General features: G+C 38.0%; 26 protein-coding genes. 22 read left to right on the top strand and 4 right to left on the bottom strand.

Features of this window, described 5'->3' with window-relative positions:
• Positions 1-10: 10 nt before the first annotated feature.
• The 8 genes from PMAL9190_RS06355 (at position 11) to PMAL9190_RS06390 (ending at position 6,240) form a co-directional block, all read left to right on the top strand.
• Positions 11-448, top strand: a complete 438-nt coding sequence (locus PMAL9190_RS06355; protein ID WP_087844414.1) for a nuclear transport factor 2 family protein — start codon at positions 11-13, stop codon at positions 446-448.
• Positions 445-1,191, top strand: a complete 747-nt coding sequence (locus PMAL9190_RS06360; RefSeq protein ID WP_087844415.1) for an SDR family NAD(P)-dependent oxidoreductase — start codon at positions 445-447, stop codon at positions 1,189-1,191. Before PMAL9190_RS06355 ends, PMAL9190_RS06360 begins: the two co-directional genes overlap by 4 nt.
• Positions 1,188-2,531: an NAD(P)/FAD-dependent oxidoreductase gene (locus tag PMAL9190_RS06365; protein WP_087844416.1), complete on the top strand. Its 1,344-nt coding sequence runs from the start codon at positions 1,188-1,190 to the stop codon at positions 2,529-2,531. The genes PMAL9190_RS06360 and PMAL9190_RS06365 overlap by 4 nt, the downstream gene beginning before the upstream one ends.
• Positions 2,518-3,336, top strand: a complete 819-nt coding sequence (locus tag PMAL9190_RS06370) for a DUF1365 domain-containing protein (RefSeq protein WP_087844417.1) — start codon at positions 2,518-2,520, stop codon at positions 3,334-3,336. The genes PMAL9190_RS06365 and PMAL9190_RS06370 overlap by 14 nt, the downstream gene beginning before the upstream one ends.
• Before the next feature lie 14 nt (positions 3,337-3,350).
• The gene (locus PMAL9190_RS06375; RefSeq protein ID WP_087844418.1) at positions 3,351-4,586 is read left to right on the top strand and encodes an SAM-dependent methyltransferase; all 1,236 of its coding nucleotides are present in this window, start codon (positions 3,351-3,353) and stop codon (positions 4,584-4,586) included.
• Between the two features lie 2 nt (positions 4,587-4,588).
• Positions 4,589-5,104: a DUF2878 family protein gene (locus tag PMAL9190_RS06380; RefSeq protein WP_087844419.1), complete on the top strand. Its 516-nt coding sequence runs from the start codon at positions 4,589-4,591 to the stop codon at positions 5,102-5,104.
• Positions 5,101-5,598 (top strand): chalcone isomerase family protein, encoded by a 498-nt coding sequence (locus PMAL9190_RS06385; protein WP_235004307.1) that lies wholly within the window; start codon positions 5,101-5,103, stop codon positions 5,596-5,598. The genes PMAL9190_RS06380 and PMAL9190_RS06385 overlap by 4 nt, the downstream gene beginning before the upstream one ends.
• Positions 5,599-5,670: 72 nt before the next feature.
• A complete protein-coding gene (locus PMAL9190_RS06390) occupies positions 5,671-6,240 on the top strand; it encodes a DUF3833 domain-containing protein (RefSeq protein WP_306341443.1) in 570 nt (189 codons plus the stop codon).
• A 38-nt stretch (positions 6,241-6,278) separates the two neighbouring features.
• Here the strand turns inward: PMAL9190_RS06390 and PMAL9190_RS06395 are convergent, their stop codons facing one another.
• Positions 6,279-7,274 (bottom strand): diguanylate cyclase domain-containing protein, encoded by a 996-nt coding sequence (locus PMAL9190_RS06395; RefSeq protein ID WP_087844421.1) that lies wholly within the window; start codon positions 7,272-7,274, stop codon positions 6,279-6,281.
• Between the two features lie 172 nt (positions 7,275-7,446).
• The gene (locus tag PMAL9190_RS06400; protein ID WP_087844422.1) at positions 7,447-9,114 is read right to left on the bottom strand and encodes a DUF2813 domain-containing protein; all 1,668 of its coding nucleotides are present in this window, start codon (positions 9,112-9,114) and stop codon (positions 7,447-7,449) included.
• 148 nt (positions 9,115-9,262) lie between these two features.
• Between PMAL9190_RS06400 and PMAL9190_RS06405 the strand changes: the two genes are divergently transcribed.
• From PMAL9190_RS06405 to PMAL9190_RS06460, 12 genes are all read left to right on the top strand, one after another.
• A complete protein-coding gene (locus tag PMAL9190_RS06405; protein ID WP_087844423.1) occupies positions 9,263-9,658 on the top strand; it encodes a VOC family protein in 396 nt (131 codons plus the stop codon).
• A 231-nt stretch (positions 9,659-9,889) separates the two neighbouring features.
• The gene (locus PMAL9190_RS06410) at positions 9,890-11,638 is read left to right on the top strand and encodes a bifunctional metallophosphatase/5'-nucleotidase (protein WP_087844424.1); all 1,749 of its coding nucleotides are present in this window, start codon (positions 9,890-9,892) and stop codon (positions 11,636-11,638) included.
• Between the two features lie 225 nt (positions 11,639-11,863).
• Positions 11,864-12,058, top strand: a complete 195-nt coding sequence (locus PMAL9190_RS06415; protein WP_087844425.1) for a hypothetical protein — start codon at positions 11,864-11,866, stop codon at positions 12,056-12,058.
• Positions 12,059-12,303: 245 nt separating this feature from the next.
• Positions 12,304-12,582 (top strand): HlyU family transcriptional regulator, encoded by a 279-nt coding sequence (locus PMAL9190_RS06420; RefSeq protein WP_087844426.1) that lies wholly within the window; start codon positions 12,304-12,306, stop codon positions 12,580-12,582.
• A 374-nt stretch (positions 12,583-12,956) separates the two neighbouring features.
• On the top strand, positions 12,957-14,510 hold the full coding sequence (locus tag PMAL9190_RS06425; RefSeq protein ID WP_087844427.1) for a Re/Si-specific NAD(P)(+) transhydrogenase subunit alpha: 1,554 nt from the start codon (positions 12,957-12,959) through the stop codon (positions 14,508-14,510).
• 10 nt (positions 14,511-14,520) lie between these two features.
• Entirely contained in the window at positions 14,521-15,897 is a 1,377-nt protein-coding gene (gene pntB, locus PMAL9190_RS06430) for a Re/Si-specific NAD(P)(+) transhydrogenase subunit beta (RefSeq protein WP_087844428.1), read from the top strand.
• 172 nt (positions 15,898-16,069) lie between these two features.
• Positions 16,070-17,509 (top strand): sensor histidine kinase VxrA, encoded by a 1,440-nt coding sequence (vxrA, locus tag PMAL9190_RS06435; protein ID WP_087844429.1) that lies wholly within the window; start codon positions 16,070-16,072, stop codon positions 17,507-17,509.
• On the top strand, positions 17,484-18,143 hold the full coding sequence (locus tag PMAL9190_RS06440) for a response regulator transcription factor (RefSeq protein ID WP_065167511.1): 660 nt from the start codon (positions 17,484-17,486) through the stop codon (positions 18,141-18,143). The genes vxrA and PMAL9190_RS06440 overlap by 26 nt, the downstream gene beginning before the upstream one ends.
• An 18-nt stretch (positions 18,144-18,161) precedes the next feature.
• Positions 18,162-19,046 (top strand): DUF2861 family protein, encoded by an 885-nt coding sequence (locus tag PMAL9190_RS06445; RefSeq protein ID WP_235004308.1) that lies wholly within the window; start codon positions 18,162-18,164, stop codon positions 19,044-19,046.
• 141 nt (positions 19,047-19,187) lie between these two features.
• The gene (locus PMAL9190_RS06450; RefSeq protein ID WP_306341444.1) at positions 19,188-20,387 is read left to right on the top strand and encodes an NnrS family protein; all 1,200 of its coding nucleotides are present in this window, start codon (positions 19,188-19,190) and stop codon (positions 20,385-20,387) included.
• 84 nt (positions 20,388-20,471) lie between these two features.
• Positions 20,472-20,657, top strand: a complete 186-nt coding sequence (locus PMAL9190_RS06455; protein ID WP_087844432.1) for a YoaH family protein — start codon at positions 20,472-20,474, stop codon at positions 20,655-20,657.
• A 158-nt stretch (positions 20,658-20,815) separates the two neighbouring features.
• Positions 20,816-21,343, top strand: coding sequence for an HD domain-containing protein (locus PMAL9190_RS06460; protein ID WP_087844433.1), 528 nt, complete (start codon positions 20,816-20,818; stop codon positions 21,341-21,343).
• A gap of 80 nt (positions 21,344-21,423) precedes the next feature.
• On the opposite strand, the gene nadE is transcribed toward PMAL9190_RS06460, so the two are convergent.
• Positions 21,424-22,260 (bottom strand): NAD(+) synthase, encoded by an 837-nt coding sequence (gene nadE / locus PMAL9190_RS06465; RefSeq protein ID WP_087844434.1) that lies wholly within the window; start codon positions 22,258-22,260, stop codon positions 21,424-21,426.
• A 243-nt stretch (positions 22,261-22,503) separates the two neighbouring features.
• Between nadE and PMAL9190_RS06470 the strand changes: the two genes are divergently transcribed.
• A complete protein-coding gene (locus PMAL9190_RS06470) occupies positions 22,504-23,046 on the top strand; it encodes a nicotinate-nicotinamide nucleotide adenylyltransferase (RefSeq protein WP_087844435.1) in 543 nt (180 codons plus the stop codon).
• A gap of 3 nt (positions 23,047-23,049) precedes the next feature.
• Positions 23,050-23,589, top strand: a complete 540-nt coding sequence (locus tag PMAL9190_RS06475; protein WP_087844436.1) for a hypothetical protein — start codon at positions 23,050-23,052, stop codon at positions 23,587-23,589.
• A 63-nt stretch (positions 23,590-23,652) separates the two neighbouring features.
• Here the strand turns inward: PMAL9190_RS06475 and PMAL9190_RS06480 are convergent, their stop codons facing one another.
• Positions 23,653-24,330 (bottom strand): AraC family ligand binding domain-containing protein, encoded by a 678-nt coding sequence (locus PMAL9190_RS06480; RefSeq protein ID WP_087844437.1) that lies wholly within the window; start codon positions 24,328-24,330, stop codon positions 23,653-23,655.
• Between the last annotated feature and the right edge of the window lie 60 nt (positions 24,331-24,390).

Here is a 24,390-nt window from a genome sequence, read left to right on the forward strand (position 1 = left end):
GGACATTATTATGGTGACCACAAATAATACGGTAATTAATACCTTTATTGAGGTTTATAGCCAGCTAGATAAGCACAATTTAGCGCTCCTCAATAGTGTTTATCATCCTGATATTGTATTTGAAGATCCTGCGCATCATATCGCAGGCATTGATGCACTACAGCAATATTTTAAGGCGCTGTATTGCAACATTAATAGCTGTACTTTTGTAATTAATCAGGCTGTTGTTGAAAATGAGCATGCTTTTCTACAATGGACAATGACCTTTTCACATCCACGATTACAACAAGGAAAACCGCGCATATTAACAGGATGTACTCAACTAACCATTGCGCAGCAACAGATTATTTATCATCGTGATTTTTTTGATTTAGGTGCGATGTTATACGAAGGGCTACCTGTCATTGGTGGTGTTATTAAACACATTAAAGCGAGGTTAGGCCAATGAAAACAGTACTTATTACTGGTGCTAGTTCGGGGATTGGTCAGCAATTGGCTCTGGATTATGCCAATCAAGGTTGGCAAGTATACGCCTGCGGCCAAAACCAACACCGGCTACAGCAGTTAGTTATGGAGGTTGCCCCTACAGCTGTAGGAAATATCACGCCATTGATATTTGATGTCACTGATGCAAACCAAACTCAGCAGGTGTTATTACAATTAGATGTTTTGCCTGAGCTGATTATTTTAAATGCAGGCACATGTGAATATATCGATGATGGTGTGATTGATAGTGGTTTATTTAAGCGTGTGTTTGAGGTTAACTTTTTTGGCATTATTCATTGTTTAGAGGCGATACAAGATCGGTTTACTGCTGCAACGCATCTGGTGTTTATCAGCTCATCAGCAGCGTATACCGCATTACCTCGAGCAGAAGCATACGGTGCATCAAAAGCTGCACTTTCATATTTATCAAATGGTTTAGCAATTGATTTAAAACAAAAAGTAAAAGCTGTTACCTTAGTTAATCCTGGGTTTGTTGCGACACCGCTAACCAATAAAAATGATTTTCCAATGCCAATGATTGTTAGTTGCGAATACGCCTCAGACAAAATACGTCAAGGTATTCTCAATCAACAAGCAGAAATACATTTCCCTAAAAAATTTACTTTTATACTAAAAGCAATTGCCTTATTACCTGTCGCAGTGCAACGGGCAATTATTCAGAAGATGACAAGGAAAGCATCATGAAAATAGCCATCATAGGATCAGGTATATCAGGGTTAACCTCTGCTTGGTATTTACGTCATCAACACGATATTACTGTGTTTGAAGCCAATGATTATGCTGGTGGACATACAGCGACTGTCGATGTTGAAGTTAATAGTGGTCAATATGCGATAGATACCGGATTTATTGTCTTTAATGATCGTACTTATCCCAATTTTGAGCAGTTATTAAAAGAACTTGAAATTGAAGGTCAAGCCAGTGAGATGAGTTTTAGTGTTCATAATGACAATAACGGTTTGGAATATAATGGCCATGATGTCGCGTCACTATTTGCTCAAAAAAAGAATCTATTTAAGCCGCAGTTTTTTCACTTCTTATATGAAATTACCAAATTTAATCGACTCGCAAAACAAGCAGCTAATACTGCGATAGAGCAACAAACACTTGGGGATTTTTTACACCAGCATAAGCTAAGTGATTATTTTAGCGATAATTACATCTTACCAATGGGGGCGGCTATCTGGTCATCTTCATTAGAAGATATTCGTAATATACCGTTAGATTTCTTTTTACGATTTTTCTTAAATCATGGTTTGCTTGATATCGTAAATCGGCCGCAGTGGTATGTGATCCCTGGTGGATCCCGTGAATATGTAAAACGCATGCAATTACAAATAGGCCAGTTGATTCAATTAAACTCGGCAGTACAGCAGGTAAGTCGTTTAAATGGAAAGGTTTACATTACGGTTAATGATACGGTGAGTGTTTTTGATCATGTGATTTTTGCATGCCACAGTGATCAAGCGCTGGCGTTACTGGCTGACAGTAGTGCTGATGAACAGCAGCTATTATCTGCAATGGCGTATCAAGATAACGAAGTGGTGCTACACACCGATGACAGTATTTTGCCAGATGCTAAAGCGGCGTGGGCGGCATGGAATTACCATTTACCACTTACCAATGGTGATTCACAGCAACAGTTACCTGCCTTGACTTATAACATGAATATTTTACAAGGTATCGATGCTCCTGAAACCTTTTGTGTCACCTTAAATCAAACCCAAAATATCGATCCTAATAAGATTTTACGTAAATTTACCTATGCACACCCAATGTTTAATCGTGCCAGTATTAATGCTCAACAACAGCGACAGTTAATTAATGGCGTCAATAATACCTGGTTCTGTGGTGCTTATTGGTATAACGGTTTTCATGAAGATGGCGTAAGAAGTGCACTTGATGTCATTGAAGCGATTACACATACCGATCCTGTTCGTCATTCAGTATTAAAGCCTGTTACTGACAGCAATGAATCCATCAAGACGATTGGTAATAGTGGCCAAGATTATGCGCATTACTAATAGTGGTATTTATAGTGGCGATGTACGTCATCGTCGTTTTACACCGGTATTACACCGTTTTCGTTATTCGATGTTTATGGTGTATCTCGACGTAGATGAAATTAATACTCTATGTGACAGTGTAATGGGTTTTGGGCGCAAATGGTTCCATTTTGCTCGGTTTCATCGTCAAGATTACATAGCGGGTGCTGATGATATTAACCAAGCGGTAACTGATAAAATTCACCAACTAACGGGAAAGCGTATTACTGGCAAGGTCAGCATGTTGTGTCATTTGCGATATTGTGGATTGTATTTTAGCCCATTAAATATGTATTACGTTTTTGATCAGCAAGGTGTTTGGCAATATGTACTTGCAGAAGTGAGTAATACGCCTTGGAATCAACGCCATTATTATGCGATTCCAGCTAAGCAATATTGGTCGAATAAGCATTATATTGATGATAAAGCGTTTCATGTTTCTCCGTTTAACCCAATGGATCAAGACTATGTATGGCAGCTTTCTCCGCCTGATAGCATTGTAAGAATACATCTAGAATTGCACGCAAAAAAAGATAGCATTCCTCGAAAGGGTGAAAATGACTTTAATGAAAAAAGCCATCTTAATGGCAGTGTTACACCCAAAACCTTTGATGCTACGTTAGCAATGCAGAAACAGCCCTTTACCACTAAAACCTTATTACGGCAGTTGTTAATAACACCCATTATGACCATTAAAGTTGTGGTCGGCATATATTGGCAAGCGTTTAAACTGTGGCGTAAGGGGGCACCGATTTACGATCATCCGAATCAACACCATAAATAGTAAAGGAAGATACTATGCTTAGAAGTGAATTAGAGCCTGTAACATCAACTCGATTATTAAACCATGAGCGGTCACGACGTATTATCTTTACCTTATTGCAGCAGTTATCAAATGTTGGCTTAACACTGTCAGAGCAGGGTGGAGACACCCATTTCTTTGGTGATAAGCAAGCAAGTTTACAAGCGAGTCTTACCGTGATTAATCCTCACTTTTATAAACGCTTATTAACTGATGGCAGTATTGGTGCGGGTGAAGCGTATATTGATGGCTGGTGGGATAGCCCTAATTTAACCAATGTGGTGCGTATTTTGGCTCGAAATCTGACAACGCTTGATAAAATTGAAGCGAAAGTCGGTTGGATAACCAAACTAGCGAAACAGTTAAGTCACTTTTCGCATCGAAATAATCATCAAAATGCCAAAGATAATATTTCAGCACATTATGACTTGGGTAATGATTTATATCGTCACTTTCTCGATGACAATATGCTCTATTCTGCGGGAGTGTATTTATCTGATTCCGATACGCTAGCTCAGGCGCAAATAAACAAAATGGCACGATTGTGTCAACAATTACAACTTACCGAGCAAGATCACTTATTAGAAATAGGCACAGGTTGGGGAGGGATGGCAATTTATGCGGCTCAGCATTATGGTTGCCGTGTTACGACTACCACTATATCTCAACAGCAATACCAATGGGCGCAAGAGAAAGTAAAACAAGCTGGTTTAGAAGATAAAATCACCTTATTACTGCAAGACTATCGTGATTTAACCGGCCAATACGACAAATTAGTATCGATCGAAATGATTGAAGCGGTTGGTAAGCAGTACTTGCCTACCTATATCAAAAAATGCCAATCATTATTGAAACCCAATGGGTTATTCGCTATTCAAGCAATCACCATCGCTGATCAACGTTATGAAAGTTACAGTAAAGATGTTGATTTTATTCAAAAGCATATTTTTCCTGGTGGATTTTTACCGTCAATTAGTGTCTTACAATCACACTTAACTTCTCACAGTGATTTTGTTACACGTGATATTAAAGATATCGGTATAGATTACGCCAAAACCCTCGCTGATTGGCATGTGGCGTTTAATCGTAATAGTGAACCACTCAGTCAATACGGCTATGACGAACGTTTTATGCGCATGTGGCGTTATTATTTCTGTTATTGCGAAGGTGGATTCTTAGAGCGAACCATTAGCACTATTCAATTATTGGCTAGTCGTCCTCAGTGGCGTTAATCATGAAATATGTAGCGATAGGGCTTAGCTTTAATCTGTTTTGGTTGCTAGCAGTATGGGGGCAATATCAGTATATCGGTATTTTGATATCACTCTTAATTGGTTGCTGGCTGTTTTATCACCGTAGTTTTACCTTCGCTTTAATGGCAAGCGCGGTAGGGATCTGCGGTGACTATATCTTGTTTAAATTAGGGATTATGCAGTTTCCATTACCGACAGATCCATTGTTTGCTCCTTTTAGCACGGTAATACCGCTGTGGTTAATTTTATTGTGGTTAGGATTTACCTCTATGGTATGGATCATGCGTGACCAAATTCAAAGGTTGCCGCTATGGTGGGTGATCATTGGTGGTAGCCTTGGTGGTGCATTAAGCTATTGGACAGGGTTAGCCTTAGAGGCTGTTATATGGCCATATGGTGAAGGCATTACTTTCATGGCTATAGTCGTCGTCTGGGGGGGATACAGTGGCTATTTATGGTGGTTATTACATCGAATGACCCAAAGGAGAACCACGTGAAGACATATTCGATACTCTTGGTATTAATAATGACGGTGAGTTTACCAGCACAGGCTTCATCATGGGTTACATGGCCAACCGTGGGTGAATCCACGTTAAAATGGGGCTGGTGGAAGATATATACCGCGCAACTTAAAACACCGACAGGTAAATATGTTGCTAATGATGCAAATGATTTAGCACTGATTATTTATTATTTGCGTGATATTGATAAACAAGATCTGCTAAAGGCAACCGATGATCAATGGCAACACTTAGGTTTTACATCACAACAGCGACAGCAATGGCTGAGTCAGCTGGCACAGCAATGGCCTAATGTTAAACAGGGCGATAGGTTAGTCTTTGTCACCAATGCGGCAGAAGGACGCTTCTATCAACATGGCAAACCATTGGGAAAACCACTTTCAAAATCGTTAAGCAATGCGTTTATCAGTATCTGGTTATCGACTAATACTGAATACCCTAAATTACGGTTACAACTCATTGGTCAATAATGGCTAACATTCTTTAAATTACTACTTATTATTAAAACAACAAACGTTAATAAAACAGCAAAGGGAGATACTATGTATATTCATCGTACTCACACCACTCATAGCAACCAAAAAATGTTCCCCTTCTTATCTGGGTTACTGATGAGTTGGCTGATATTGTTATTAAATGGCTGCACAACTTCGATTGATGACTATCAGAATGCTGAACCTAAGTTTGAGTTGTTTCACTTTTTTGAAGGTAAAACTCAGGCATGGGGAATGGTTCAAGATTATAAAGGCCAACAAATACGCCGATTTAATGTTGAACTCAATGGGGTTATTACTGGCAATCAGCTAGTTCTTACTGAGGATTTCGTTTTTGATGATAACCAAACGCAACAACGAGTCTGGACTATCACTAAGCAAGCAGAAGGGCATTACCTTGGTACCGCTGCCGATGTTATTGGTGAAGCTGTGGGTTATGAAAAAGGTAATGCACTTAATTGGCAATATGTATTAGTAATGGATGTCAATGGTTCAACATACCATATTAATTTTGATGACTGGATGTTCTATCAAAATAATAACCAGTTATTTAATATTGCTAAAATGAAAAAATGGGGTTTTACTGTTGGAACTGTAACGTTATTTTTTCAAAAATGATCAATTGAATATAAATCGTATCTTTATATAAATAGTTATTATGAATGCAATAAATGTTTTTCTTTGTACATATTCATATCTGCATGGTTAATTATACCGTCAATATTCTCATTGTTAACATTACTGGCATGAATATAATAGGTGCCAATCGAAGCGGTAACTAGAATATCATCAATTTCTATGTGGCTAAGTTGAGATAATATCGACATTTTTTTTATGTCAGCTTCTATTTGTGTATGAACCTCACTATAGATAATAAACTCATCACCACCTAAACGTGCGGCACCTGTTTTTTCATTCGTCATTTTTTGTAATTTTGATGCATATTTTTTTAAAACACGATCACCAAACCTATGTCCGTATTGATCATTTATTTTCTTAAAGTTGTTGATATCTATATAGAAAATAGCCAGATATTCATCTTTAAGTTTTATATTTTTAATCGCTTTATTTATATGTCGATAAAAAGCGCGTCTGTTCCAAATATTAGTTAAACAGTCATATGAGGCTATATGATTAAGCTCTTGTTGTTTAATGTTATTTTCAATTGCGATTGAGCATACTGTCGCCGCCATTTCAAGTAGCTCATATTCATCATCAGTGAGCATAGAGTTATGAGGGCAATGTGAATATATAATACCTAACACTTTGTTTCTTGAGGATAAAATAGGTAAACCATAGCAAGAGTTTAAATGATTAATTGTTTTTAGGCTATAATACTTTCGGTATTCATTATTAGTGGTTATATGTTCGGATATTATTATTTTTTTCTTTGAACAAATACTTTCAAAATGAATTTTAGCGGGGTTAATCATAAACCTTTCACGGCATGTTAGATTGTGGTTGTTATTATTGAAAGGTGTGAATTTATTCTTGCTTTTATCAAAAAGTAGAATTGAAGTTTGTCGGTCATTAAATGTAGTCTCAGTCAGCTCAATAACACGTAATAACATTTCAGGTAGTGATCCTTCTACAGGCAAATGCTTTAATATCTTATTAAACGAACGGTATGCTGTAATTAATGTACCGGACATATTGTATTCCTAATAGTATATGTGAAACGTTAAAACTAAGTTGCTTTCTACTGATACACTATACTAATTATTTAAAATAATAGAAGCATTGTTTATTAATTATTGGTTTTAATAAGTGACTTATAATGCTTTTTTTATATTATTTCTAATTTTAAAAAATAAATATATTCATTTAAATTATACCTCTTGCCATTATTATCACTCGTTTTAACACCCACCGAATTAATAACGGCATTTTATCTGACTCTGATTCTTGAGTATATTTTACAATAGCAAGTGCAATATCTGGTTTAGCGTGTTTTTTTAACGCGCGATAGATGATTTTTCGAATAGGCATGTGATCATTTTCTGAAATATTGGCAAGTTGGCGAAATAAGGGCTCATAACCTTTTTTAAATAAGAAGTGCTCGATATCTTTAGCGGGTAATACGGTTAAGCGTTCACGTTCACTGTCATCATTTAATAACAGCCTGACTTTATCAGCATATTTTCGACCAGCAGGATCGCCATCAGCGACAAGGTGCCATTCAATACCTAATAAACGGGCGAGTTTAATCAATGGCTTTAGTCCACTTTGAGCAAACTCAATCACATGAATACCTTCAGCTGCAAGGTTATATCCAGTTAAATGCGCCATTTCATTAAATAGCCAAACTTCAGTTTCTCCTTCGACTAATAACCATACTCGAGCATAAAACGCACTGGGGCGATGCATACGGACATGAAAGGTTACTTTGCGAATATCATCTTTATTTAACTCGCCATTATTAATTCCATGCACAATGGTTTTTTGTGGCGTACGTTGTAAGCGTTTAATATCACCGAGTGGAACGACACTTAATAACTCTGGACTATTTGTGGTTAATATCTTTTGCATTGGCATATTTTGGATAAACGCCCACGCTTGATGGAGCATAATAGGGTGTAACCGTCCTTCAGGATCTTCTAAGATCATAATCGGCCGAGAAATACGTTTAAGATCAACGGTACCTCGCGCACGAATATATTCATTCAGCAGCCCCATTAATAGCAGTTTTGCTTGTTTGGTCATTTTAGGTTGTATCAGTTGATCAAAAGGGTTGGTATGGTGATCGTGCTGATTATGTAAGGGATAATAAGATTGAGGCTGGGCTTTACTGCGAGAGTGCGGAGCAAAAGCAAAGTAATGATCAACTAATGAACGTAATGTATTAATGCTACTTTTGATTTCGGCGCTACTAACATGGCCTGGTTGAGTCATTAGGCGACGACAAGTATTATCAAGTCGACGCTGAATACGAGTAGATTCACGATCCTTGGCTGGTGGCGTCGTTGAGCTACTTTGGGGCACACTAAGGTTATTACTATACTCTAAATGGCGCGCATCTCGAATTCTAACAATGGGGTGTAACACCATTAGTTGTCGTAAAAACTTATTGGTCTCTGGATGTTCAATTACATGACCGTCGGCATGTAAAAAGTGACGATGAGTAATGATCTTATCGTTTTCGATATGGCTATCTATTTGTATATAAAGGTGCTTGAGATTATTTTGTTCAACCCAAAATGGCTCAAAGGCACGGTAACGTCGAGCACGATATTCACCTTGATAATCTTCATGCCAGCGTAATACTATCTGTAGCGAAGACGCACGTTGATGACCAATAGCGTGATCAATGTGAAAGTCTGAGAATTTCATTTCGTAAAATTCTGCACTGGGTGATAGCACTAAACTTAATGCGTCAAGCAGTGATGATTTACCCCAAGCGTTTTCTCCGATAAGAACGGTTAATTGATTAAATGAGAGTGAGAGCCGTTTAATGCCTCTAAATCCAGCGATTTCAATATGCTCTAAATGCATGGCTTTTCCTTATTGTTTCTTTACAACATAGCCTAGAGAAGATAAGAAAGGGGTCGTTTTGCTCACATTATTGATACAATCTTCAAATTAAAAAAGTTACTATATTGATGCTGAATATTTAAAGAAAACAATTATAAAGGATGATCCAATGGCTAAAATGATCCACGCTATGATTCGAGTTATTGACCTTGATGCGTCATTAGCATTTTATAAGCAAGCGTTAGATTTAGAGATTGCCGAGCGACTTGATTTTGATGGTTTTAGCTTAGTGTATCTGCGTAATAATGAAAATGATATGGAGCTTGAACTAACGTGGAATGAAGGCACAACAGAAGCGTACACTCATGGTACGGGTTACGGGCATATTGCTGTCGCTGTTGATGATCTTGAAGCTGAATATCAAAAATTATCAGAACTTAATTATAACCCTGCAGAGATTAAAGAATTTTATCGTGAGGGGGTGTTATTGGCTAAATTTTTCTTTGTTCAAGATCCTGATGGCTACAAAATTGAGTTTTTACAACGCCATGGTCGTTACCAATAATTAAAAATATAGACATTGCTGAGTGAATAAAAATTGAACCAAAAGTATTAAGCAGTTATTCACTCAGCGATTTAATGTGAAAAATAGTATATTTTAATCGAGATCTCATTTTTATGTCGTTCAATGTAATCTGGTTTGTTATTAAATGACGATCTTTATTTTTGTAATGCTGTGAGCGTTATAAATCAGTTGTCAGTTGGAACTGATAGTTCTGGAGGAACTAAAATTATTATGACTGTTAATCACGCAGCAACGATCACTTTTGCTCATATCAATGATACCCACTCTAACTTTGAGCCTTCCGCAATTTCATTATCCCTTTCGACTGATGTATTAAAGACTGAAACATCTGTGTATGCCAGTTGTGGGGGATTCTCTCGTATTTATTCTGCGGTTAAAGAAGTTAAACATGAGGCTTTTCTTCATCAGCGTGAATTTATGTTTTTGCATGCGGGAGATTGTTTTCAAGGCACGTTATATTTCTCACTTTATAAGGGCATGGCAAACGCAGTATTACTAAATGCAATCGGTGTTGAGGCAATGGCATTAGGCAATCATGAACTTGATATTGGTAATGATGCTGTCGCTGATTTTCTTGACCATACGGCATTTCCATTATTAGCCGGTAATTGGGATTTATCACAAGAAAATCAAAATAAACGTAACCCTTTACGTAATAAACGAAATGTTTACGCGTATGATAATAAAACCCAATCAGCACATTATATTATTAAGCGTGTTCATGGTGAGCCTATAGCTATTTTTGGTCTAGCGATAGAAAATATGGCAGGCATAGCAAGTCCAGATCCAGATACTTTTTTTCATAATGTCACAATTGTTGCTCAAAATACGGTGGCATTATTAAAAAACAAAGGTATTAATAAAGTCGTTATTTTAAGCCATTTAGGTTACGACCGAGATTTATTATTAGCTCAAGAGGTTGAAGGAATTGGGGCAATTATTGGTGGTCATAGCCATACAATGCAAGGCGACTTTACTAATGTTGGCTATGGTAAAACGGATAGTTACGCATTGATGGTAAATAATACTTGTGTCGTACAAGCTGGCTGTAATGCGCTGGCACTTGGTCAATTAACACTGGTATTTAATGCTGATGGTAGTGTAGAAAGTGCAACTGGCTGTAACCAATTATTACTGGGACGTAAATTTACAATTGACGCAGGGCGTACTCAACATCTTGATCACGATAATCATAATAAAGTGCGGGATTATTTGCAGCAACAGCAAAATATTCGTTTTGTGGTAAAAGAGCCGCGTATAGAAAATATCCTGAATGAACATTATCGACCTGCTGTACGCGCATTACAAACGGAAAAAATAGCCCGTATTAATGAACCATTGCGCCATATTCGAGTGCCTGATGCTAAAGGTTCGAGTGATATAGCACCATGGGTAGTAAAAAGTTTTGTCTGGCAGGCAAGAGAGCTAGGTCACCATATTGATTTTGGTATTCATAATGCTGGTGGCGTAAGGTGCTCGCTTAATCCAGGTGAAATAACACCAGCTGATATCGCGGGGCGATTATTACCTTTTGCGATTGGTATTATGATGTATAGCGTCAAAGGGCTTCGTATTCGTCAGGCTCTTGAGGGAGCAATTGATAATGCCATTAATAACGATATTGAAGGCACTGGTGATGGCAGTTTTCCCTATGTTGCTGACTTACGTTATGTGTATCGCTGTGGTGCACCAAGCGGTGAGCGGATTGAAAAGTTAGAGTATTACACCCAAGGACAATGGCGAGCTGTTAATGATGAAGATGTTTATACCTCAGTTTCATCGGGTTATACAGCAACAGGAAAAGAAGGCTATGCACCGCTACTTGATTATATGGTTGAGCCTCAAGCACTGAATGTCACTATGGCTGATGCATTTGAAGCGTTTGCAAAACAGCAGCGTGAATTTAATAAACCGACTGAGAATTTAACCGTCTTTATTGCTTGTGATAATCATAGCTAATTATTTACGACTATTATTTTTGAGTAAAAAGCACGTTAATCGCACTTAATCGATGAATAATCACCTTTATAGTGCGATATTCTGTTGTTTGACAGTTATATTTATTAAAATTTTTGGATTAGATTATCTAATCCAAATAACTAAATAATGTCATTATTCAATATGACTAACGTTGCGCTATTATGCTGCCAATCCCATTAGTAACGGCTTAAATCGAGAGGCATCATGGCACAGGTATTTGATTTTGATTCTATTCCAGCACCAGTAATGAATGATCAAAAAGCATATTCATTGACTTTTAAAGGTCTTCTTGTTCATGCCCGTGATGTTCTTTTTTGTCGTTCAGTAGCAACGCCAAAAACGCGTAATATTTCTGATTTACCATTACATATTCAAAAAGATATTGGCTTATATCGCTGATATTCTAAATATAGAAAAAGCCATAATAACAGAGCGCTTTATTATTATAAAAACCAGCCATTGCGCTGGTTTTTTTATGCCTGCTGTATCGCCAGTTAGTACCAATATTATGGTTATTATCATTTGATTATGAGAATAGTGGTTATTTCCTCGATGAAGAAAACTATATAGTATTGATCAGATTGATATTCTAGCAAGGGGCTCATAGTAATGAGTGCCATTGATAAAAATAGTAAGAGGTAGTGATGGGGTTATTTTCTTGGCTTTTTGGTAATAAAACAGTAGCAGCAACGATTGATGTTGAACCAGTTGAATATAACGGTTACTTGATTTATCCGGAGCCAAAACAAGAGGGCGGACAATTTCGCATTGCTGGGCGTATTTGTAAAAAAAGTGACGAAATAGTGCAAACTCATCACTTTATTCGTTCTGATGTTTTACCTTCTCAAACTGATGCAGAAACATTTATGGTTAAAAAAGCGCAGATGTTTATTGATCAAACTGGCGATAGAATGTTTAAATAAATACTGCATATACAACATATTTCATTGCAATCGTGTTGTTTGCTGGGTATCTTGTTTTTAGTGATTAAAATTAACGTTTAGATGTTAATTTTTTGTTAAATTGGTGATGTTTGAACGTCTTTTAAACAATGTTATTGGGAATATTAGCCGAGTCAGTTTTTAGGCTTGGTTAATATTACTAAGGTTATGTAATTTATCTTTTTTAATCTATTTGTCACGGATGAAAAGGTGCTTGTATTTCGATATAAAATGACGTAAATGTTATTTTTTAATGAAATTTGTGGAATTTTTTGATTTCAACGGTAAAAAGCTTGCTATTGCTTTTAAGGTTGGATACAAAATATTTATCTATAGCCAATGTTCAGGGAATAATAATGCAGATTGGTGTACCAAAAGAGGTTTTCGCGAACGAAACGCGAGTTGCTGCCACACCTAAAACGGTTGAGCAGTTATTGAAAATGGGGTTCAGCGTTGTTGTTGAACATGGAGCGGGTGCATTGGCAAGTTTTGATGATGCAGCTTTTGAAGCCGCTGGCGCAGAACTAGCCTCTACTGACAAAGTATGGCAAGCCGATCTCATTTTGAAAGTTAATGCTCCTCAGGTTAATCCTGCAACGGGTGTTGATGAATGTGATCTAATCAAAGAAGGTGCGAGTTTAGTTAGCTTTATTTGGCCTGCTCAGCATCCTGAATTATTAGAAAAATTAGCGACAAAAAATATTAACGTGATGGCGATGGATTCAGTTCCTCGTATTTCACGTGCTCAAGCACTTGATGCGCTTAGTTCGATGGCAAACATTGCCGGTTATCGTGCTGTGGTTGAAGCGGCACATGAGTTTGGTCGATTCTTTACTGGTCAAATTACAGCTGCAGGTAAAGTCCCACCTGCAAAAGTGTTAGTAGCTGGTGCTGGTGTTGCAGGTCTAGCTGCAATCGGTGCTGCTGGTAGCCTTGGTGCCATCGTGCGTTCATTTGATGTTCGCCCTGAGGTGAAAGAGCAAGTTGAATCAATGGGCGCTGAATTCCTTGAAGTTGATTTTAAAGAAGATACTTCAACAGGGGATGGCTACGCTAAAGAAATGTCTGATGAATTCAACAAAGCTGCTGAGCGTTTATACGCAGAGCAAGCAAAAGATGTTGATATTATTATCACTACCGCACTGATCCCTGGTCGCCCTGCGCCTAAATTGATCACTAAAGAAATGGTCGACTCAATGAAGTCGGGCAGTGTGATTGTCGATTTAGCAGCTGCGAATGGTGGTAACTGTGCTTACACTGAAGCTGATAAAGTAGTTACCACAGCGAACGGTGTCAAAATCATTGGTTATACCGACATGGTCGGTCGTTTACCGACTCAAGCTTCACAGCTTTATGGTACTAACTTAGTTAATTTATTAAAGCTGCTGTGCAAAGAAAAAGACGGCAACATAGATATTAACTTTGAAGATGAAGTACTACGTGGTTTAACGGTTATTAAAGCCGGTGAAGTTACATGGCCTGCGCCACCTATTAAAGTATCAGCGGTTGCTCAGAAACCTAAATCAGTAGAAAAAGTACAGCCTAAAGAAGCTAAGCCTACGTCACCGATTAAGAAATACGGCATGATGGCTGCTGGCATTGCATTATTTGCTTGGGTTGGTCATTACTCTCCACCTGAATTTCTTGCACACTTTACCGTTTTTGTATTGTCATGTGTTGTTGGTTACTACGTAGTATGGAATGTTAGTCATTCTTTACACACACCACTTATGTCAGTAACTAACGCCATTTCGGGCATCATCATTGTAGGTGCATTACTCCAAATAGGACAAGGCTCCGGAATTGTTTCCGTGTTGGCTTTTGTTGCTGTTCTCATTGCTAGTATCAATATTTTTGGTGGCTTTACTGTTACCAAGCGGATGCTAGAAATGTTTCGTAAAGATAAATAAGGAGTAATACATGTCTGCAGGAATCGTACAAACGGCATACATTGTTGCTGCCGTATTGTTTATTATGTCACTTGCTGGATTATCCAAGCAAGAAACCGCACGAAAGGGTAACTATTTCGGTATTGTGGGTATGGCTATCGCACTTATCGCCACTATTTTTGGTCCTGAATCACAAGGGACTGTTTGGATTATTCTAGCGATGATCATTGGTGGTGCAATTGGTATTTTCTACGCTAAAAAAGTAGAAATGACTGAAATGCCAGAGCTTGTTGCAATGCTACACAGTTTTGTAGGTATGGCAGCGGTATTGGTTGGTTTTAATACCTTCTTACATCATCAACCGTTAGAAGGCGCATTGTTAAACATTCACTTAGTGGAAGTTTTCCTTGGGGTCTTCATTGGTGCTGTGACCTTTACTGGTTCACTGGTTGCGTTTGCTAAATTGCGTGGTTTGGTATCAACGTCAGCATTACAGCTACCACACCGTCATAAGCTTAATCTTGTTGCTCTGATTGTTTCAGCACTATTGTTAGTATGGTTTGTGAAAGCTGAAGGCTCAATGGCTGCATTAATCCTAGTGACTCTGATTGCATTTGCATTTGGTTATCACTTAGTTGCCTCTATTGGTGGTGCTGATATGCCAGTTGTTGTGTCGATGCTGAACTCATACTCAGGTTGGGCAGCGGCAGCAGCAGGCTTTATGTTAGCTAATGATCTATTGATTGTTACTGGTGCATTAGTGGGTTCTTCAGGTGCTATTCTGTCTTACATCATGTGTAAAGCGATGAACCGTTCATTCGTAAGTGTTATTGCGGGTGGTTTTGGTTCTGATGGTGTGGCTGCAAGTGATGATGAAGAATATGGTGAGCACCGTGAAACAACAGCAGAAGAAGTTGCTGAATTATTGAAAGATGCCAAATCAGTTATTATTACTCCAGGGTACGGCATGGCGGTTGCACAAGCGCAATATCCTGTGCACGAAATTACTGATAAATTACGCGCTCAAGGTGTAGAAGTACGTTTTGGTATTCACCCTGTTGCTGGACGTTTACCAGGACACATGAACGTATTATTAGCAGAAGCGAAAGTGCCTTACGATATTGTATTAGAAATGGATGAAATCAATGATGATTTCTCTAAAACTGATGTGGTATTGGTTATTGGTGCTAATGACACTGTTAACCCTGCGGCAATGGAAGATCCAAACAGTCCAATTGCAGGCATGCCTGTGCTTGAAGTGTGGAATGCAAGTAACGTGATTGTATTCAAACGCTCAATGAATACTGGTTATGCAGGGGTACAAAACCCACTGTTCTTTAAAGAAAACAGCCAAATGTTGTTTGGTGATGCGAAATCATCATGTTTATCTATTCTTGAACATCTATAAAAATAACCGTAGTATGAATAAAGCCACTCAAGGTTGAGTGGCTTTTTTTTTTAATTAATAATCAAAATGGTGTTTTAAGTGAGATATGTTCAATTAAATGTTCTATATTCAAATGGTTATTGGGTTAACATTTTTTTGACAAAACACTGTTCTATAGTGTTAAACTAAAAGCATGAAAACGTATGTATTAGTCTTTTCTCTATTATTTTCTGCTGCATCATTTGCAGAAGCTCAAACTTTTCCTGAACGGTTAAATGCCGCTCGTGCTGATATACTAAAACGTAAGCCTTTAGCAACATACGATTTTCGTAAACTTCAGAGCTTATATCCAGGACGTTTACTTGTCCCTGAAACATTATTACCACAAACGGGTGAATATCCACTAGATGCATTGCGTCAGCTCTACCATAATTCGATAACGTGTAAAGGACCATGGCCATTATCGCCATTAGTTACTCAGCCGGTTGTATTTACACGTGCTATATGTTTTAAAACAAAATTACCATCAAGTTGGTTTGTACGTTCAGGATATATTCATCCTGGTGGTGGTAGTTATGCCTACCGTTATATTCAGAAACATCCGGATATGGCGATAAAATACAGTAAATATTTACACATAAAAGAACGACCAATTGCTGCAGCGACAACGATTTTAGGACGATTGCAGCGAATGAATAACGATGAGATTCATGCGTTTATTTCTGGTGCACAATTTTTTATCTCAAATGGTGAATTGTGGGTTCGTAACGATAATGAATACCGTGTTTTTGGCCAAGTAACCTGGTCTAAAATGCTTAATCGTTATCAGTTACATTTTAAACGCTTAGATCAAAATGATTTTTGTCTTGCTAAAAATGGTAATATTTGTTGGCGTGAAGATAATAAGTCGCATGTAACCTATTATTTATTAATAGGCTTATTGGTGATGAATGCTGGGTTATTGTTGAGTTGGAGTATTTACCGGTTCCGGATCCGCCGTCGTACGATGGAAGAGCGGATGTTAGTGTTACAAATTCTAACTCATGAATTGCGTACTCCAATTGCCAGTTTAGCAATGACTGTTGAAGGTTTTAGACGTCATTTTGATCAGTTACCTGAAGCTTTATATGATGAGTTTCGTCGTTTAACTGAAGATTCGCGACGCTTGCGTCAGTTAGCTGAAGCGAGTAAAGATTACTTACAAGCTAACCAACAACAGTTAAGTGTTCAAGAAGTTGAATCACTTAATGAATGGTTAGGTTATATAGCAGAAAAGTACGATGTTATACTGAACTTAGGTGAAGATAGAAGTGTGCTGGTTAATATTTATTGGCTAGGCACTTGTCTTGATAACTTATTATCTAATGCTCATAAGTATGGTGTAGCACCAGTTAGTTTATCGTCATCGTATAAGAATGGGACTTTAAAGCTAGTTGTTCAAGATGAAGGGCAATTAGGCGCAAAAGACTGGTCTCGCTTAAGAAAGCCTTTTGTTAGTTCTCAAGGTTTAGGCTTGGGTTTAACAATTGTTGAATCGATGATTAATAGAATGGGGGGCCGAATGAAACTCATTGGTCCACCAACAACGTTTATTTTGGAGATACCGTGTGAATCAAACTCTGCTACTGGTTGAAGATGACCGTAACCTTGCTGATGGTTTACTCGATTGCTTAAGGCAAGCCGGATACAACTGCTTATACGCTGATTGTGCCACTAAAGTCGAAGCATTGTGGAAAGATGCAGATCTTGTTGTACTCGATCGTCAATTACCGGAAGGTGATTCACTCGACTACTTGTCAGGTTGGTTAAAAAAGAAACATGTGCCAGTTATTTTATTAACTGCGATGGTTTCGATTAACGATAAAGTGATTGGGCTAGACTCAGGAGCAAAAGATTATCTGACTAAGCCATTTGCTGAAGAAGAGCTATTAGCTCGCGTTCGTGTGCATCTGCGTGGCGAAGATGGCGATATGGCAGCGATTAATATTATCTCTGTTGGTAATATTCGTATTAACCAAGAAAGCCGTGAAGTTTTTCATGGTAGTGAAAGCGTGACATTAACACGTACTGAATTTGAATTATTAGTATTCTTAGCGAAAAATGCAGGTCGTGTATTTACACGTGATGAACTATTAGACCAAGTTTGGGGCTACAATCACTACCCAACAACACGCACTGTTGATACTCATATTTTGCAATTGCGTCAAAAATTGCCTGATATTGAGATAGAGACATTACGTGGTGTTGGATACCGAATGAAGCCATAACGTTTAGGTCTGTATTCCGTGAGAATAACAAAGCAAGCACGCTGGCTTATGGGATTATTGTTAATGCACTCGATGCTATTTCCTTCGAGTGCATTTGCAGCGTCTGATTGGTTTATTTCAAAAGATCTTTATACGATGGCGCATAAAGAACTTCTTGAAGATGATACTGCTGCCGTTTTTCAGACGATTATCCAAGCATGGCAACAATCACCTAATAGCGTTCAAGCAGACAATCTCGATCAATTACTTAATTTAGCTATTACAGAAGATTGCGGTCATAGTCTTGAGCGTAAAGTATTACCGACTTGGTTACCTAAGTTATCAATTGAACGTCAAGTTGAACAAAATCTTAATCAACAATTATTAAAAATTTCTGTCGTTGGTTTAACTCGCAGTGATATTACTAATATAACGTTGACCCAATGGCCAAATAAGCCGCTATTAAAAGGTGCGCCTTTTATCGATGATGGTGGCTATTTTTCGGTGCAAACACAACGGTTAGATGAGCCAGTATCAGCTGGGCTATATAAGCTTTCTATCACCGCTGCAAATAAGCCACCTTGGGTTGGATGGATTGTGCTGAACTCTCCGCCTGATAAACAAGAAATTAGTTGGAAAGACAGTAAAACCTGGCGAATTGATAACATTGAAAAAAACAGTGGTAATTGCCCGTCGCCGACATTAAGTATTAAATTATATGATCTTAATGATACAACATGGCATGCTATTTGGAGTCAAGAATCAGACTCAAATTGGCCGACAACATTACCTAAATTAAACCTTCCAGAAGGGCGTTATTGGTTAAGTGTTGGTGTTGTAAAAACACGATGGCAAGGTGAAATATCAATCTTAGATATTCAACGGATCACGCGTCCTGTTGATTATGTCGGTGATGATGATTAATTATAGTTAGAATGATATGGCCATTACGTTAGTGTGATGGCCATTTTTTTATCTAAAATTCAATAATATAAAACTAGAAATAGAAAGGGTAGTAATGGCCTTATAAACATGTATAATTTATACATGTTTATAAGGGGCTGTATGATGCAAATTATCGATCGCGCACAAGAAGAAAAAATCCCACCGATATTTAGGCTTGCTTTTCGACCATTTTTTATCGGAGCGGCAGTTTATGCTGTTGTTTCAATAGCACTATGGGGGCTGCTTTGGGCGGGTGATCCTCAAATAAGCCAGTTTATGTACAGTAACCCTTTGTGGTGGCATAGTCATGAAATGTTGTTTGGATTTGCTGGCGCAGTCATTGTCGGCTTTTTACTGACAGCAGTGCAGACATGGACAGGACAAACAGGGTTAAAAGGGATAAAGCTCGCTGGTTTATTTAGTCTGTGGTTAATTGCGCGGTTGGGACTGATGTTTGCGGCACCAAGTTATCTGTGGATGGTTATTGATTGTGCTTGGATTGTTATGGCTATGATATTTTTAGCAATACCAATCATCAAAGTTAAGCAATGGCGTAATATGTTTTTTATTCCAGTACTGCTTATGTTTACATTGCTCAACATAAAATATCATTTGATGGTACTTAAGGTGATCCCGTTTGATTTACAGGCGATAGCTTTATCAACATTGACAATTATTGCGGCGATAGTCCTTGTTGTTGGCGGTAGAGTGATCCCATTTTTCACTTCTCGAGCAACCCAAACAGCACCAATTACTCGTATACCCTTGTTAGAATATGCTGCCTTAATACCGATTTGGATAGTGTTAATCTTCACTCTTTTACCGGTAACAATTGCTCCACCTCTGCTAGCTGCAACTTACCTTATTGCTGCGGTGACTAATTTAGTACGCATGTGTCGTTGGCGTTGTCATAAAACATTAATGATACCGTTGCTGTGGTCGCTACATGGGGCTTATTTATCAATGATAATCGGGCTGGCTTGGTTAGGTGGCAGTTATGTCAATCACAGCATCAGCCCTACGATAGGTATTCACTTTATCGCTATTGGTGGTATTGGCTCAATGATACTTGCTATGATGGCACGTGTTTCGTTAGGACATACAGGACGTAAATTACAAACTGGAATGTGGATGGTGGTTGCATTTATAAGTTTATTTGCTTCATTGCTTGCGAGAACATTATTAGTCTTTGTAATGCCTATTGCCGCCACTAATGCATATGTTATCTCTGCTATTTTATGGATCATCGCATTCACAATTTTTACAGTGGTATACTTTCCAATACTGACTCAAGCTCGAGTAGACGGCCATCCTGGCTAATTAGCGTTCAGCGAGGATAAACAGTGACATTGTTTGACATTACTTCTAGAATACTCACCCGTTTACGAAGTTAAGAAGAATGATATGTATAATCACACGCCGACATTAACGCATGCAGAGCAACAAGAAGCTGCTGAGCGTATTCATGATCTTATGTCTAAAGGTATCAGTAGCGGTGAAGCTATCATGATTGTTGCAAATGAAATTCGTGAAGCTGACATGAAACGTCGTCAAGCTGCGGGTGAGCTTGCTGCGGATGAAGAAGAATAACCATAGCTTATCATTCGTAACTATCTAATTAATAAAAAGAGTCGTAAGGCTCTTTTTTTATTTTTGGATCATTATTATGCCAAATAAACGACTAGCATAAAGGTATGTTTTGCTTCTACAATGGAAAAATAAAATAAGAAAGTACCGAGGAAGTATAGATGGATAGTCGTTATTTAGCAGCACAAGCATTTGCCCAAGAGCGCCATGGTAATCAAAAATATGGAGAGTTTCCGTATTCTGTTCATCTTGATGCTGTAGCAAAACTTGCCGAACCTTTTGGTTTAGATGCAATGATCGTGGCTCAATTACACGATATTATTGAAGATACAAATACCAGTTTTAATGAGTTAGCTGAATATTTTGGTTTTACTATTGCTGATGCTGTTAACTATGTCACTGATGTTAAGTTAGAAGATCGTGCTAAACGTAAATTAGAAATAAATCAACGGTTAGCAGCTTTAAATATTGAAGAAGAGGCTGCTCGTTTAGCCTTGATCGTAAAAGTATGTGATCGTTTAGCCAATGTACGATCGAGCAGTAAGAGTTCGCCGCGTCATTATAAAATGTATCAACATGAGCATCCTGCTTTTAAACAAGCAGTATATCGTTCTGGTCTTTGTGACGGTCTATGGGAAGAACTCAATGCACTTATTATCGGTCAGTCTGAAGCAATATTATGTAAATAAACAGTTAATAAATAACAAAATAAAGGCCTAGCATTTCGTTAGGCCTTTTATTTTATCTGTAACTTTATGATTTAAAAATATTAGTCAATATCATAAATAGTTGGGATAGGTTGACGCTTATGCTGTGTAGCACGGTAAATGCTGACTAAACGATCACGTACAAAGTCATCAACGGGTTTACCTTCAAGAAAATCATCAATTTGGTCATAAGTGACTAATAATGCATCTTCGTCTGCTTTTTGTGGGGCTAATTCTTCTAAATCGGCAGTCGGTACTTTAGCAACAAGATGCTCAGGTGCACCTAACTTCGCTGCGATACTACGAATTTGACGTTTGTTTAAGCCAAAAAGAGGCGCTAAATCACAAGCACCATCACCAAATTTAGTATAAAAGCCTGTGATGTTTTCTGCTGAATGGTCAGTACCAATCACCAACCCACCAACTAAGCCTGCAATTTCATATTGTGCAATCATGCGCGCTCTTGCTTTTACATTGCCTTTTACAAAATCAACTTTAGCGGCATCAGTTGGAATTAACCCTGTGCCTTCTAATCCAAGTAACGCACTGGCATGTAAGCCATCAACGCCAGCTTTGATGTTAACACTGACCGATTGGCTAGGCTGAATAAATTGCAAAGCATGTTGAGCTTCGTCTTCATCTTGTTGTTCACCATAAGGTAGACGAACAGCAATAAACTGATAATCGTTAGTAGCAGCAGTGGCATTTAAATCGTTAATAGCAAGTTGAGCTAGACGGCCACAAGTGGTTGAATCAACACCTCCGCTAATACCGAGTACTAGAGATTTACAGCCAGATTGCTTGAGTTTTTTCTGGATGAAAGCAACACGGCGCTGAATTTCATATTCAACATCGATAGTCGGCAGCACACGCATTTCGTCACGGATAAGTTGTTCCATGGGTCATGAATCCTTAAGGCTTTTGCCCAAATATTAATCACTTAAGTTGGTATAATGGAAAAATGAGAACTCAGCCATTACACCTTTATCAAAATCATGCGATAACTCTAACTAAGGATCAATGCTCAAGCGTAAATTTCTTTCAAATAATGTTGTTTTAGCATAAAAACAGCATCATATTATTAAATTAGTTCAATAGATTGTCTTTCAAAGATGTAGCAACAGAGGTTAGCTGATTGATTTATGAAACACACACTGGCAGTTTTTGGTAGCGCATTTAACCCTCCAAGCTTAGGGCATCGCTCAGTATTAGAGCGCTTAGGCCAATTTGATAAAGTATTACTCCTACCGAGTTATCAGCATGCATGGGGAAAAGTCATGCTTGATTATAATGCCCGTTGTGATCTGGTCGGTGCATTTATCAGTGATATTGGTCAATCTAATCTAGAATTATCTACACTAGAGCAACAAATTGCTATTGATGATAATGCTGTCACAACCTTTGCTGTGCTTGAAGCATTACAATTACAGTATCCTGATAGCAATATAACTTTTGTCATTGGTCCAGATAATTTTTTAAGCTTTCAGCGCTTTTATAACGCTGATGAGATCCTCAAACGGTGGCAAGTGATGGCGTGTCCTGAAACGCTACCAATACGCAGTACATTGATACGGAATGCATTGGTCAATAAAAGTGATATCAGTCACTACACGACGCCTACAGTGGCTTCAATGCTACGTAACGATAACAGATTTAAGTTTAACGATGAACAACAAGGACGTTAATCATTGCGCGTAAATAAAGTTAAAGTATGCATACTTGTACTCGTTGGTAATTTATTTTACTCGTCATCTGTGTATGCTTTTTCTTGTGAATTTATTCCAGCGCCAAAATCTTCAATAACGAATGATTTTTTTCAATATAATCAGTCGTTTTGCAGTCAAAAAACTGAGTACGATAGTATTCCTTTGCTTCATTCAAGCGAACAAGCTAAGCAATTTAATCATTGGAAACAAGACCATGGTTATAACACCAGTGATTTTTGGAATAAATGGAGTGATAATTTTTCCGACCATCCCATTTTCACTGAATATGATGATTCAATGTACTATGGTTTAGGTTTTTGGTTACCCAGAGAATATGATAATGAACAGGTTGAGGATATTGTCGATGCCGAGCAGTGGGTCTTAAATCATGGCGTCCAAATGAGTATTGGTTTTGGTGAACCTAGCAACGATAGCACCCATGTTCGATTAGATTATCGTTGGCATACAAAGAGTAATGTGGATGATGGAGTCTCACTACAAGTCCATGTACCGTTTGATTAATAGCCTATAAATGTAACGCCCATTAGTCTTAACGGGCGCTGTTATAACGATCTGCTACCGCTATTAAAAGGATTTACCCAAAATAGGCATTGCCAGTGCTTCAAGTAACACTTCAGATGTATTTAGTTGAGCAGCAATTTGTGGCAGCTTTCTTCCTGAGCGCATTAATTTCAACGCCTCACGTATTGTAATGCAAGATTCAAACTCTTTTATCGTCATTCCAACAATGGGTTCGATAGCTTGAACAGCAGCTTGCTCTGTTACTTTATTGCCGTTAAGTAATAACGCTAATGCATTATGATATTGCTTATTAATAGCTGGCGATAGTGATTGGGTTGATGCTGATAGATTTGATATTTGATCTGCAATAACTTTGAGTAAACGTCCTTCAACACCATTCCAGTCATGTTTTTCTGCTGGTTGCTTTGTAAGTTCAACTAATAAAGCGTCAAGCAGTGGACTAACGACAAAGAATCCAGCATCACGACATAATGGCTGTTGTAGACGGATTGAAAAAGCGACTTTAAAAAAGCAAGTGCCAGGTAAAACCGTTAATGCATGTAAACAATCAAAAGGAACCCAGAAGCCATGTCCTTTAGAGACAAGATGTTCATGTTTACCTAAGCGCATTAATATGCTGCCGCTGGTCACAACAATAAAATAGGCATTGTGACTTTTACGACGAGAACCGACGAAAAGAAAAGGATGCTCGTTTTGGGAAAACTCAATAGCTTGTTTCATAATGTCTCTCTAACTCGATATCCTACACATATTCGGCTGTTTTTGTTACATCGTCAACAT

Source organism: Photobacterium malacitanum (assembly GCF_900185615.1).
Classification (GTDB): domain Bacteria; phylum Pseudomonadota; class Gammaproteobacteria; order Enterobacterales; family Vibrionaceae; genus Photobacterium; species Photobacterium malacitanum.